Origin of the sequence: Brenneria alni (assembly GCF_003666245.1) — a bacterium.
Classification (GTDB): Bacteria; Pseudomonadota; Gammaproteobacteria; order Enterobacterales; family Enterobacteriaceae; genus Brenneria; species Brenneria alni.
Genome location: NZ_MJLZ01000022.1, coordinates 1 through 13144, shown reverse-complemented (window position 1 = coordinate 13144; position 13144 = coordinate 1). Strand labels below are relative to the sequence as shown.

Here is a 13144-nt window from a genome sequence, read left to right as displayed (position 1 = left end):
TCCTGATGTTCAGGCTACTGTCGGAATTACCGCTTTTAAGATGTTTTGTTTTTGCGACGAGCTATCCATGCCCGTCACCCAGGAGTTGTCGTGGCATAACTGCAAAATCTCTCCTGGACGTTTTTTCTGAAAATTTTTTGTTGCCGTGGAAACTTTTCAGCCCATCTCAGGATGGGCTTTTTTCTCCACAGGCTCTGAAATTGCAACATCATATCCATCATCTACACTACTATGCACCGATATGGTGCGGGAGTCTGCGTTATGGCAACAGGCACGCTGCCCGATGCTGGGCAGATCCTAAATTCTTTAATAAACAGCATCTTGTTATTGGATAACGATCTGGCTATTCATTACTCCAACCCGGCAGCGCAACAACTGTTGGCGCAAAGCTCTCGTAAATTATCAGGGACGCCGCTGCCAGATTTGCTGGGATATTTTTCTCTGAATATAGATTTGATGCGCGAAAGCCTGGATTCAGGGCAAGGTTTTACGGATAACGAAGTGACAATTGTTGTAGACGGCAAAGCGCATATCATGTCGCTCACGGCCCAGCGGATACAAAATAACTTCATTCTGCTGGAGATGGCGCCAATGGACAACCAACGTCGCCTTAGCCAGGAACAGCTCCAGCACGCTCAACAGCAGGCCGCCCGCGATCTGGTCAGAGGGTTGGCTCACGAGATTAAAAATCCGCTTGGTGGGTTGCGAGGGGCTGCGCAGTTGCTCTCTAAGGCATTGCCCGATCCGTCGCTGACCGAATACACCAAAGTTATCATCGAGCAGGCAGACCGCCTGCGCAATCTGGTCGACAGGTTGCTCGGCCCGCAGCAACCCGGCCTGCATGTTACTCAAAGCATTCATCAGGTTGCAGAACGGGTATGCCAACTCGTTTCACTGGAAAAGCCAGACAATGTAACGCTGGTGAAAGATTACGACCCCAGTCTTCCGGAACTCACACACGACCCGGATCAGATTGAGCAGGTACTGCTGAATATCACGCGTAATGCGCTACAGGCTTTAGGTGAAAAAGGCGGCACCATTACCTTACGCACCCGCACCGCATTTCAGCTCACCTTGCATGGCGTGCGTTATCGCCTTGCTGCACGTATTGATGTAGAAGATGACGGCCCCGGCGTTCCCTCTCAGCTACAGGATACGCTGTTTTACCCCATGGTAAGTGGACGCGAGGGTGGCACCGGTCTGGGATTGTCGATTGCCCGCAGCCTTATCGACCAACACTCCGGTAAAATTGAATTTAACAGTTGGCCAGGTCATACCGAATTCTCGGTTTACCTGCCCATTCGCCAGTGAGGTTCACAATGCAACGAGGGATAGTCTGGATTGTCGATGACGATAGCTCCATCCGTTGGGTGCTCGAACGTGCGCTCACTGGTGCAGGTTTAACCTGTGCAACGTTTGATAATGGAAACCAGGCTCTGCACGCGTTGGCGACACAAACGCCAGACGTGCTGCTGTCTGATATCCGTATGCCTGGAATGGATGGACTGGCGTTATTGCAGCAAATAAAACAACGGCATCCTATGCTGCCGGTCATCATTATGACTGCGCATTCCGATCTTGATGCCGCCGTCAGCGCCTATCAGCAGGGGGCATTTGATTACTTGCCTAAACCTTTTGATATCGACGAAGCCGTTGCGCTGGTAGAACGTGCGATTAGTCACTATCTGGAACAGCAACAGCCCGTTCGTAGCCAACCGATTAACGGCCCGACGACAGATATCATCGGCGAAGCGCCTGCCATGCAGGATGTGTTTCGAATCATTGGGCGACTTTCACGTTCATCCATTAGCGTATTGATCAACGGTGAATCAGGCACCGGTAAAGAGCTGGTTGCTCATGCTTTACATCGCCACAGCCCACGAGCCAAAGCACCGTTTATCGCCTTGAACATGGCGGCGATCCCAAAAGATTTGATCGAGTCAGAGTTGTTTGGTCATGAAAAAGGCGCATTTACCGGCGCCAATCAAATTCGTCAGGGGCGTTTTGAGCAGGCAGATGGCGGTACGCTGTTTCTGGACGAAATCGGTGATATGCCGCTTGATGTTCAGACTCGCTTATTACGCGTGCTGGCTGATGGTCAGTTTTATCGGGTTGGCGGCTATGCCGCAGTTAAAGTGGATGTGCGGATCATTGCCGCCACACATCAGAATCTTGAGCTACGGGTACAGGAAGGTAAGTTCCGCGAAGATCTCTTTCATCGCCTGAATGTCATTCGTGTTCATTTGCCCCCGCTGCGTGAGCGTCGTGAAGATATTCCCCGTTTGGCGCGCTATTTCTTACAGGCAACCGCCAAAGAATTGGGTGTCGAGCCGAAAAATCTTCATCCGGAAACGGAAACGGCACTCACGCGACTGCCGTGGCCGGGTAACGTGCGTCAGTTAGAAAATACCTGTCGTTGGTTAACCGTGATGGCTGCCGGACAGGAAGTGCTGATTCAGGATTTACCGCCTGAGCTGTTTGAAACAACCGCACCTGATGCCACGGTACATATGCTGCCGGACAGTTGGGCGACATTGTTGGCGCAGTGGGCTGACAGAGCGTTGCGCTCCGGTCATCAAAACCTGCTGGCGGAAGCACAACCAGAGATGGAAAGGACGCTGCTCACCACAGCATTGCGTCATACTCAGGGTCATAAACAGGAAGCCGCCCGTTTGCTGGGTTGGGGGCGAAATACCCTCACGCGGAAGCTGAAAGAGCTGGGAATGGAGTAACAAACGTTGCGCGTTGTTCCGAAGAACGAACCCCCAAGCACAAGGCGAGCAAAAAAATACAATCTGGCGCACGAAATTGTCACTAATTTGTCCTTTACTTGCCCCGAGTCAGCAGTATGATCGTGTCGCTGATTCGGGAGGAGCAGAGGAGCACTATGCTGGATTCATTAATTTCCGTGGTGGTACACGGCGCTGAAATAAGTTCTGCGGCGAGCCATTCACCGCAAACTGCCATCGCCGCCGTACTGTGCGCCGCGCTGATTAACTTCTTTAGCTAGTGTTCTGGCCGTATTAATGGCCAGAATGATGACTAAAGGCGTATCATCAGAAAAACAGCCGTATCTGCGGCTGTTTTTTATTAAATAACCCGCGAGAATTGCTGCGTTCGCATCTTGTCACGCAGGTAGATATCGAAGCACATACAGATATTGCGGATCAATAAACGGCCTTTCGGCGTCACCCTAATCCCGGATTCTTGTATCTCCACCAGCCCATCGACAGCTAAAGGCGCAAGCTGTTGCAAATCTTCTGCAAAATACGATTTGAAATCAATGCGGTAGTCAGCCTCAATCACAGCGTAGGTCAACCGGAAATTACAAATCAGCGTCTTGATGACGTCACGCCGAATGCAGTCATCCTGCGTAAGCTGTAATCCTCTCCACAATGCATTTCCTGTTTCCTTTACCTGAGCATAATAGTGCTTCAGCTCTTTTTGATTCTGAGCATAACTATCACCGATCATACTAATCGCCGATACGCCCATACCCAACAGGTCACAATCACCCTGAGTCGTATACCCTTGAAAATTACGGTGTAATTTTCCAGCCTGCTGGGCAAGGGCCAGCTCATCATCCGGGCGGGCAAAGTGATCCATACCAATAAACTGGTAGCCCACCATAGTCAGGGTACTGATTGTCTGTTGCAGTATTTCCAGTTTTTGCTCTGCTCCCGGTAAATCCGCTTCTTTTATTTTCCGCTGCGCAGCAAACAGAGTGGGTAAATGCGCATAGTTAAATACGCTGAGACGATGAGGGTTCAATTCAGCAACGCGTTGCAGCGTAAAAGCAAAACTCTCCGGCGTCTGTTTCGGCAGACCGTAAATCAGATCAATATTGGTTGAAGTAAATCCCAGCGACTTAGCACGCGCAATCAGTGTGAAGATAAAAGCCTCGTCTTGTTCGCGGTTTACCAGTTTTTGTACTTCTTTATTAAAATCCTGCACCCCCATACTAAGGCGATTAAACCCCTCAGCACGCAAGTGATCGAGAATGTTGAGCTCAATTTCCCGCGGATCAATCTCCAGTGACAGTTCGGCATGATCCGCAAAAGAAAATTGATCATGTAACAGCGACATCAAACGGCTGATTTGCCTTTTATCAAGATAGGTTGGCGTACCGCCCCCCCAATGCATCTGAGTCACCGTTCTTCCGACAAATAGCGGCGCACGCTTACGAATTTCAAGCTCCAGAACATCCAGATACTCATCCGCTTTATGCTGCTGACGTGTTACCAGCTTATTACAGCCACAGAAGTAGCAGAGCCGGTGGCAAAATGGGATGTGGATATATAACGAAAGCGGTCGCTGCGTATAACGTACAATGGCCTGCCGAAAAGCCGACTCATCATAGCTTTCACTGAACTCCAACGCGGTAGGATAAGACGTGTAACGTGGCCCGGAATAATTATACTTTTGAATCAGGGCCAAGTCCCAGTCGATTGCCTGCTCAGACATACAGCTCACTCCTCCCAGTCTTTTTTATTAGCGGGCTATTCCCGCCCGTTCCCTTTCAAACCGTCACTGCATGACGTTGAAAAACGCTCCCGGCGTTTTTTTATTCGTCCCATCCCTGGGACTCACCTTTCAGGCCGTCACTGCGTGACGTTGAAAAACGCTCCCGGCGTTTTTTTATTCGTCCCGACGACATCTGCCGTCCTTTAAAAACAGCACGTTGTAGTTGCGCCTTTCGTTTCGACAGCCGCCATAATTTGCTTAACAGATAAAAAAGATAAAACGTAACCAGTAATGCTAGCAGCAGGAGCAACAGCTTCATTGATTAAAAATCGTCTTTCGGGCTATTACGTTTCAGAAGTTGCAGCATATCTTCCTTTTGCTCTTCTTCATCGTCGTCATCACCCAGTTCAATGCCGAGTTGCTCCATCAATATATCGATACGATCTAATGTTTCATCCACCCAGGACTGATCTTTAGCACTCAGGGTTTCACCGTTGTCCAGACGATCCAGTAACACATCCAGGCGGGCGTCATTTTCCAACAGTGTCAGCTCTTCCTCTGGCGACAGCGTGACGGGTTTAGTCTCCGGTGCAACGGATCTAGGCTTGGTTACGGCTTTTTCTTTAATACCCAACGGAACAGGCTTCTTACTACCAATACGGGGATCGACAACCTTATGTTGTCCGTAAGTTTTACCTGCCTGCCCTGTTTCCTGAGCACGACTTCCCGATGCATGGCCGCGATGTTTTTTCTGGCGCTTGCGATCGCGCGCTTCCCGATCCAATTCCTCACGGGTTTTTCTTTTCATTTTTGGTTTGGTGGCATTACCACCAGATCCCTTAACTGGTTGGTTCATCATGTTGCTCTCAGGTACACAGGTGAAGGTAATTGCGGCGGAATCTAGCAGAAAGCCTGGCAATAAAAAAGTGCTCACATCAACCGATGGTACTTTTCGTTATTCAGGAGCATTTACCAGTTAAACATAAACGCTTCAATACAGATAAAACCGCCTTTATTGTCAGTTACAGGTATAATCCCCAACCAGACATAGATCCAGATAGAGATAATAATTGTGACCCAGCAATATAACTACCATATGACGCACTTTGTCATCAGCGCCCCGGATATTCGCCACCTGTCAACAGATAGCGGTATTGAAGTTGCCTTTGCTGGGCGCTCTAACGCTGGTAAATCCAGCGCATTGAATACGCTGACCAATCAGAAAAATCTGGCGCGAACCAGTAAAACCCCAGGAAGAACGCAACTCATCAACATGTTTGAGGTCGCTGAAGGCATTCGTCTGGTCGATTTACCCGGCTATGGCTACGCCGAAGTGCCGGAAGAAATGAAGCTTAAATGGCAACGCGCATTAGGGGAATATCTCCAGAAACGTAATAGCCTGAAAGGGCTGGTCGTACTGATGGATATTCGCCATCCGCTGAAAGATCTCGATCAGCAAATGCTTTTGTGGGCGGTTGATGTGCAAATTCCTGTTTTAGTTTTGCTGACCAAAGCAGACAAACTGGCTTCTGGCGCACGTAAAGCGCAGCTCAATAGGGTGCGCGAAGCGATATTGCCATTTATGGGTGATATTCAGGTAGAAGCGTTTTCTTCACTAAAGAAATTAGGTGTCGATAAACTACGCCAAAAACTTGATAGCTGGTTCAATACGCTGTCGCAGGCAGAAGAGGAAAATCCACAGGAAAGCGAGTAATCATAACGCAAGTGACGGGTAACACCCTATCCATATACACCTTTATTTCCTTAACCGTTCCACCTACATTGCAAGCTATTTTCCGCAAAACCTGAATAACGGCCAATAAAAAACGCCCCGGTCAAAACTGACCGGGGCGGCTAATATTCAGCCAAATCCGATTACGTGAAGTAAAAGGTCTGAAAGATAGAACATCTTACCTCTGTACCCTACGTCTTTAACTCTACCCTATTTTTTCATGAGACAAAAGTTTTTTTTGTTGTTTACTTTCACGAAAAGTGGCGACCAATTGCACAAAGTTAAACCAGGTCACACAATCCTGTTGTTTAATTACAGAAATGTGTCGTACTTAATGCGCCTCATCCCAATTCAGCCCAGTGCCGATATCAACCCGTAGCGGGACGTTAAGCTGCATACAGCCTTCCATTAACGCTTTGATTTTACTTTTAGACGCTTCCAAAACCGAGTCATGAACCTCAAAAACCAACTCATCATGAACCTGCATGATCATCTTCACTAATGGCTTGTCCTGTTGCAACCAGTCATCAATAGCGATCATCGCCTTCTTGATGATATCGGCAGCAGTCCCCTGCATTGGTGCGTTAATCGCAGCACGTTCAGCCGCTTTGCGAGCCATCGCGTTACGCGACTGAATATCCGGCAGGTAGAGGCGGCGGCCATCAAGCGTCGAAACATAGCCTTGTTCCGCAGCCTGCTGGCGCGTTCGCTCCATATAGTCATGAACACCGGGATAACGCTCGAAATACAGATTCATATACTTCTGTGATTCGCTACGAGGAATATTCAACTGACGCGATAACCCAAACGCACTCATGCCATAAATCAGGCCGAAGTTAATGGCTTTGGCGCTACGGCGCTGTTCAGACGTCACTTTATCCAGTGCGAGGCCAAAAACCTCTGCGGCTGTCGCCCGATGAATGTCCAACCCTTGCGAGAACGCCCTCAACAGGCCTTTATCACCAGAAAGGTGCGCCATGATGCGTAACTCAATCTGTGAATAGTCCGCCGCAACAATGCTGTACTCTTGCGGCGCAATAAATGCCTGCCGTATCCGGCGCCCTTCTTCATTACGCACCGGAATATTTTGCAGGTTAGGATCGCTGGAAGATAATCGACCGGTCGCCGTCACCGCCTGATGATAAGAAGTATGAACACGTTTGGTCGATGGATTAATCATCAGCGGCAGCTTATCGGTGTAGGTCGACTTCAGTTTTGCCAGGCCGCGATATTCAAGAATCAGTTTTGGCAGCGGATAATCCAGCGCCAGTTCAGCCAACACTTCCTCATTGGTGGACGGTGCGCCTTTCGGCGTCTTTTTCAGCACAGGCAGCTTTTGCTTTTCATACAGAATGCCCTGTAGCTGCTTGGTTGACGACACATTAAACACTTCGCCAGCCAGTTCGTAGGCCTGCGCTTCCAACTCATCCAGACGGATTGTGAGCTCTTTCGAATGTTCAGCCAGTATATTTGGATCGATCAAAACGCCGGTACGTTCCATTCTGGATAACACCGGCACCAGCGGCATATCAATTGCCTGAAACACGTTACGCAGTTCCACGTGCTGCTGCAATTTAGCCCATAGTTTCTGATGCAGATACAGCGTGACATCCGCATCTTCAGCAGCGTAAGGGCCAGCCTGTTCGAGTGCAATCTGATTAAACGTAAGCTGATTTTTCCCTTTGCCCGCAATCTCTTCAAAAGTGATGGTTTTATGCTTCAGATGGCGCTCCGCCAGGCTATCCATATCATGGCGCCCAGCCACGCTGTTCAGAACGTAAGACTCCAGCATGGTATCAAAAGCAATACCCCGTAGTTCGATGTCATAACGTTCCATCACGCCTTTATCGAATTTGAGATTCTGACCTACCTTGAGCAGTTTTTCGTCTTCCAGTAACGGCTTAAACAACGCCAAAACTTGATCACGATCCAACTGTTCCGGCGCATCCAGATAATCATGCGCCAACGGCAGATAAGCCGCTTCACCTGGCGTTATGGCAAATGACATCCCGATGAGATTAGCCGTAAGGGTGTCCAGACTATCGGTTTCCGTATCAAAAGCAAAAACATCAGCCTTCTTTAAACGCGCAATCCACTCCAGTAATGTCTTTTCATCCACAATGGTGACATAACCTTCAGTAGAAAGCGTAATTCCTCTCTCATCATCCCCGGCACTTTCTGCTGCAACGTTGATGACCGGCTGTACAGGCTGATGACTCTTTTTACCCTGTAACCATGTGCCAGACTCGATCTCTGACAACCAGCGCCTGAATTCATAGCGAGTGAATAACCCATGTAGCTCATCCACTTCCGGTTCGTTCACTGTTAATTGTTCACAGGTCAGATCCAGTTCAACATCCGTTTTAATGGTGGCTAACTGATAGGAAAGGTACGCCACGTCCTTATGCTGCTCAAGCTTCGGCGCCATGGTCTTGGCACCACGGAATGACAGTCCGGCAATCTTATCTAAATTTGCATACAATACATCCAGCCCCCCCAGGCCTTGCAGCAAGGCCTGCGCCGTCTTTTCACCCACACCTGGCACGCCGGGGATGTTGTCAGAAGAGTCACCCATCAATGCAAGGAAATCGATAATCAACTCAGGGGGAATACCGTATTTGTCACACACTTCCTGTGGACCCAAAATGGTATTGTTCATCGTGTTGATGAGCGTGACGTTTGGCGTCACTAGCTGGGCCATGTCTTTATCACCGGTACTGATTAATACCGGAATACCCGCTTTCTCTGCTTGTAGTGCCAGCGTACCGATAACATCATCGGCTTCGACGCCGGAAATAGCCAGTAACGGCAACCCCATCGCTTTTACCATACGATGCAAGGGTTCAATCTGTTCACGTAAATCATCCGGCATAGGGGGGCGGTGAGCTTTATAGCTCTCAAATAACTCATCACGGAACGTTTTTCCCTTTGCATCAAATACCACTGCGATATGGCTGGGACGATATTGCAACAGCAAGCTCCGCAGCATATTCAATACACCGTACATCGCACCTGTTGGTTCTCCCGCACTATTGGTTAACGGCGGAAATGCGTGATATGCACGATATAAATAGGAAGAACCGTCCACCAGAATTAAAGGGTTTTCTGCAATCTGAGCCATAGCCTGTTGTGATCTTTGTCGTCTGCCATGTTGCTAAGAATGCCATAGCTGAAGGAAAGAGACGATCCTTAACGCACCATATTCATCGTTTTTGCGCGGATCTTCGCAAGATCAACCTGTGGATAAGTTTGTGAATAGAAATAAAAGATTCATTATTTATCATGCCAGTAGATAAAATAATTATTTTTATACCCATATTTTTCATATAGTTATGATAAAAATCATCATTTTTAATGCTCAATAAAAGACAACCCCTTTTTGTGGATATAAATTAATCTATCAAATATTAATGTTCACCGATAAACAAGTGATTAAGAAGGATGATAAAACCACGCTGATATAGCCAGCGTGGTTTATAACGTAAATGACTTATTTTTTATCGATCAGGAATTTTGCAACGTCTGCATACTGTTTTACATAAGCATCCATTGAACTGGTATCAAGGCCATCATTCTTGATCATATATTTTCCGTTAATGAACATGGCAGGAACACCACGTAATTGTAAATCCGCTGCTGCTTTTTCCTGCTGAACCACTAACGACTTCACAACAAAACTATTTAACGCGCCATCATATTCTTCCGCACTGACGCCAGCACGAATAAAAACGCTACGAATATCTTCCGGCTTTTGTAAGGTTTGTGTTTTCTGAACCGCTTCAAACATCAACGGACTCACTTTATCTTCAACGCCCAGCGCAATGGCCACAGCCCAGGCTTGAGTCAGATCTTTTCCCAATGGGCCAAGAAAATCAACATGATAACGGGTCACTTTCGTGTCTGTGGGCAATACTTTTTCCACGGCTTCCGGAATATGGTAAACCAGTGAAAACTGGTAACAATGCGGGCAATAAAACGAGAAGAACTCAAGAACCTGAGGTTCCTGAGTCGCGGGTTTATCTAATTCCACATATTGCTTACCGTTAGAGAAATCAGCTGCTGACGCACTAAATGCCAGAATTACGCCAATCAGTGCAAACCATAATTTTTTCATAAACGCTCTCTCTCCATTCAATTTCAATACATTGACATTAGCTGCAGAGGAGGCTCCTGCAACAGCTTAACCTGTTCGTTAAATATCGATGTCTGTTTAAGCCAGAAATCCCCATCCGTTATCCAGGGAAAATTTCGGGGAAAAGCAGGATCCTCCCAACGTCGTATAATCCAGGCTAAATAATGAACCTGGCGCATCGCACGTAACGGCTCAATTAATGCCAGTTCCTTATCCTGAAATTCAGCAAACTCGCTGTAAGCCTCTAATAGAATATCTAATTGAATACGCTGTTCACGACGTTCGCCGTGCAGCAACATCCACAAATCCTGTACTGCCGGACCATTTCGTGCATCATCCAAATCAACAAACAGAGGACCATCACGCCATAAGATATTACCTGAATGACAATCACCATGCAGACGAAGCGAATGCCAGTCGCTATGCCAATAAACCTTGACGGTATCAATCAACTTACTGATGGTCTGTAAAAAAGCATTTCGATGTTTTTTCGGTATTAACGGGCAATTCTCCAATAGCAAATAGGGATCATACAGGTATTCTTTCAAACCCATCGCAGGCCGTTCCGAGAATAAGGATTTATGGCCCGTCTGGTGAATCCTGCCTAAAAAGCGCCCAACCCACTCTAATTGATCTTCATTATCCATTTCATATTGCCGCCCGCCAACACTGGGGAAAACCGCAAAATGAAATCCTTCATAAATATGCAGCGTACGGCCATTAAGCTCTAATGGCGCGACAATGGGCACCTCATCTTCTGCAAGCTCACAGGCAAACGCATGTTCTTCCATAATCTGTGCCGTACTCCACCGTTCTGGACGGTAGAATTTAACAACAAAACGCTTCCGGCTTTCATCAGTAAACTGATATACCCGGTTTTCATAACTGTTTAGTGCTGTTAAACCAGAATCCACACGTATCCCTGCGTCCAATAATGCATCCATTATCAATTCAGGGAACAACGTCTGAAAATTAAAAACGGAATTGTTCATAACAACCACTGCCAGTAACATGCGATGTAAGATAAATACGTGGTGATATCAGGTTATTCAAGTTGGACGCCATTTTCACCCGCACTAGTCCTTAATTACCCCACGGGCACGAAGTAATGCGGTTTTGAAATCCTCTTCATAATCTTTTTTAAGCCCAGGAATGACCTGTTCTTTATCCGAACCACGCATTTTCAGATGATAAATAAGGATATCATCAGTCAGCTCACTAAACTGCCCCTCGAACCCGGCCTCCTGTGCAAGTTTTTGTAAAAATTGCACAAGATTCAAATCAGGCTCTGATTGCCAGGCCGGATGTAACAGTTCAATCAATTCATTAACGCGATGACATTTCATTTTTTATCCTCAGAAGTCCAATACAATGACAAAATAACAGTCTTATTAGAGAGTGAAAAGAACTTGGTCTTTGGTAATTATTTTCAGAAAATAACCTATGGCTTAGATAATTGGGGCGAAAAATGATCACAGGTGTGATTCTGGCTGGCGGGCAGGCAACACGCATGGGGGGGAGTGATAAAGGCCTGCTGCCGCTTGCCGGAAAGCCGCTTTATCAACATGTCCTTATGCGCTTTCAGCCTCAGGTAGATGAGGTCATTATCAGTGCCAATCAGAATATTGTCCGCTATCAGCATAGCGGATTGCGCATTATTCGTGACCAGACTAAAGGATTTGCCGGTCCGCTTGCTGGCATCCTCGCGGGGCTAAAAGCGGCAAAAACCGAATGGGTGGTCTTTGTTCCTTGCGATGTGCCTGCGCTGCCTCTGGATTTGGTTACCCGCCTGAGGGAAGGTAAAAACGGTGCGCTGGCAGCCTTTGCTACTGACGCCACACGTAGCCACCCTACGCTTTTATTACTGCATACCAGCGTCTGCAACGCGCTGGAGGCATATCTTAATCATGGTGACCGTAAGCTCATGTTGTTTCTCGAGCGCATTAAGGCTCAACCGGTCGCTTTCGCCGATCAGCCGGAGGCATTTCACAATCTCAATACACCAGAAGATATAAAGAAATGGCCAACAACGTGAATAAACTCGCGCCACCAATATTAGGTATTGTTGCTTATAGCGGAACAGGAAAAACCACGCTGCTCAAGAAACTGATTCCTGTTTTGGTCCAGCAGGGCATTCGGGTCGGCTTGATCAAACATACGCATCACCTGATGGACGTTGATACACCGGGTAAGGACAGTTATGAACTGCGTAAGGCCGGTGCACAACAAACATTGGTAGCAAGCGCGGAACGCTGGGCGTTGATGACCGAAACGCCCCGGCAACAGGAACCCAATCTTCGTTACCTTGCCAGCAGGATGGATAGCGGCAAACTGGATCTGATTTTAGTTGAAGGTTTCAAGCAGGAAGCCATCCCTAAGATCCTATTGTATCGGGCTGCCACAGGATACCCGTTCAATGGGTTGACTGACAGCCATACGCTGGCCGTAGCAAGCGATGATCATCAGAATACAGCTCTGCCACAGCTCGATATTGATGATACCGGTCAGATTGCTGTGTTTATTACCGCCTGGCTGGCGCAGCAATGCAAAAAGCCCCAGTCTTGCGACTGAGGCTTTCTACTTCGTTTGATGCCTGGCAGTTCCCTACTCTCACATGGGGAGACCCCACACTACCATCGGCGCTACGGCGTTTCACTGCTGAGTTCGGCATGGGGTCAGGTGGGACCACCGCGCTATCGCCGCCAGGCAAATCTGTTTCATCCCGACCGTTACGCTTTTCGCGCAACCACCGGAACCAATCTCAAAACAAGCTGAATATCTTCTGAGTCTATTCGTATCATCCTGATACCCTCCCC

General features: G+C 47.8%; 14 protein-coding genes and 1 rRNA gene. 6 read left to right on the top strand and 9 right to left on the bottom strand.

All coding sequences use genetic code 11. The features are described from left to right. The first annotated feature begins 261 nt into the window (after nucleotides 1–261). From glnL to BIY29_RS20045, 3 genes are all read left to right on the top strand, one after another. Entirely contained in the window at nucleotides 262–1311 is a 1050-nt protein-coding gene (glnL, locus tag BIY29_RS11130) for a nitrogen regulation protein NR(II) (protein ID WP_121575193.1), read from the top strand. Between the two features lie 8 nt (nucleotides 1312–1319). Then, complete coding sequence (gene glnG, locus BIY29_RS11125) at nucleotides 1320–2732, top strand: nitrogen regulation protein NR(I) (RefSeq protein ID WP_121575192.1); 1413 nt, start codon at nucleotides 1320–1322, stop codon at nucleotides 2730–2732. A gap of 155 nt (nucleotides 2733–2887) precedes the next feature. Beyond that, nucleotides 2888–3010: a YshB family small membrane protein gene (locus BIY29_RS20045; protein WP_147437154.1), complete on the top strand. Its 123-nt coding sequence runs from the start codon at nucleotides 2888–2890 to the stop codon at nucleotides 3008–3010. 80 nt (nucleotides 3011–3090) lie between these two features. On the opposite strand, the gene hemN is transcribed toward BIY29_RS20045, so the two are convergent. The 3 genes from hemN to yihI all read right to left on the bottom strand — a co-directional run bounded on the left by hemN (nucleotide 3091) and on the right by yihI (nucleotide 5320). Then, entirely contained in the window at nucleotides 3091–4464 is a 1374-nt protein-coding gene (gene hemN, locus BIY29_RS11120; protein ID WP_121575191.1) for an oxygen-independent coproporphyrinogen III oxidase, read from the bottom strand. A gap of 100 nt (nucleotides 4465–4564) precedes the next feature. Then, nucleotides 4565–4783, bottom strand: coding sequence for a hypothetical protein (locus tag BIY29_RS11115; RefSeq protein ID WP_121575190.1), 219 nt, complete (start codon nucleotides 4781–4783; stop codon nucleotides 4565–4567). A 3-nt stretch (nucleotides 4784–4786) separates the two neighbouring features. After that, a complete protein-coding gene (gene yihI / locus BIY29_RS11110; protein WP_121575236.1) occupies nucleotides 4787–5320 on the bottom strand; it encodes a Der GTPase-activating protein YihI in 534 nt (177 codons plus the stop codon). Between the two features lie 216 nt (nucleotides 5321–5536). Here yihI and yihA point away from each other — a divergent pair, with 216 nt between their 5' ends. Continuing rightward, nucleotides 5537–6178 (top strand): ribosome biogenesis GTP-binding protein YihA/YsxC, encoded by a 642-nt coding sequence (gene yihA, locus BIY29_RS11105; protein WP_121575189.1) that lies wholly within the window; start codon nucleotides 5537–5539, stop codon nucleotides 6176–6178. 147 nt (nucleotides 6179–6325) lie between these two features. Here the strand turns inward: yihA and spfP are convergent, their stop codons facing one another. The 5 genes from spfP to BIY29_RS11085 form a co-directional block, all read right to left on the bottom strand. Further along, nucleotides 6326–6373: a small protein SpfP gene (gene spfP / locus BIY29_RS21125; RefSeq protein ID WP_071892919.1), complete on the bottom strand. Its 48-nt coding sequence runs from the start codon at nucleotides 6371–6373 to the stop codon at nucleotides 6326–6328. A gap of 154 nt (nucleotides 6374–6527) precedes the next feature. Then, the gene (gene polA, locus BIY29_RS11100) at nucleotides 6528–9317 is read right to left on the bottom strand and encodes a DNA polymerase I (protein ID WP_121575188.1); all 2790 of its coding nucleotides are present in this window, start codon (nucleotides 9315–9317) and stop codon (nucleotides 6528–6530) included. A gap of 369 nt (nucleotides 9318–9686) precedes the next feature. Then, nucleotides 9687–10310 carry a thiol:disulfide interchange protein DsbA gene (gene dsbA, locus BIY29_RS11095; protein ID WP_121575187.1) on the bottom strand — a complete coding sequence of 208 codons (624 nt, stop codon included), beginning with the start codon at nucleotides 10308–10310 and terminating at the stop codon, nucleotides 9687–9689. 23 nt (nucleotides 10311–10333) lie between these two features. Beyond that, nucleotides 10334–11320: a serine/threonine protein kinase gene (locus BIY29_RS11090; protein WP_121575186.1), complete on the bottom strand. Its 987-nt coding sequence runs from the start codon at nucleotides 11318–11320 to the stop codon at nucleotides 10334–10336. A gap of 84 nt (nucleotides 11321–11404) precedes the next feature. Then, the gene (locus tag BIY29_RS11085) at nucleotides 11405–11674 is read right to left on the bottom strand and encodes a YihD family protein (RefSeq protein ID WP_121575185.1); all 270 of its coding nucleotides are present in this window, start codon (nucleotides 11672–11674) and stop codon (nucleotides 11405–11407) included. A gap of 122 nt (nucleotides 11675–11796) precedes the next feature. Here BIY29_RS11085 and mobA point away from each other — a divergent pair, with 122 nt between their 5' ends. Further along, nucleotides 11797–12363, top strand: coding sequence for a molybdenum cofactor guanylyltransferase MobA (mobA, locus tag BIY29_RS11080; protein WP_121575184.1), 567 nt, complete (start codon nucleotides 11797–11799; stop codon nucleotides 12361–12363). Further along, a complete protein-coding gene (gene mobB / locus BIY29_RS11075; RefSeq protein WP_205680332.1) occupies nucleotides 12360–12899 on the top strand; it encodes a molybdopterin-guanine dinucleotide biosynthesis protein MobB in 540 nt (179 codons plus the stop codon). Before mobA ends, mobB begins: the two co-directional genes overlap by 4 nt. 20 nt (nucleotides 12900–12919) lie before the next feature. Here mobB and rrf read toward each other — a convergent pair. After that, nucleotides 12920–13035, bottom strand: a 5S ribosomal RNA gene (gene rrf, locus BIY29_RS11070). Nucleotides 13036–13144: the final 109 nt, after the last annotated feature.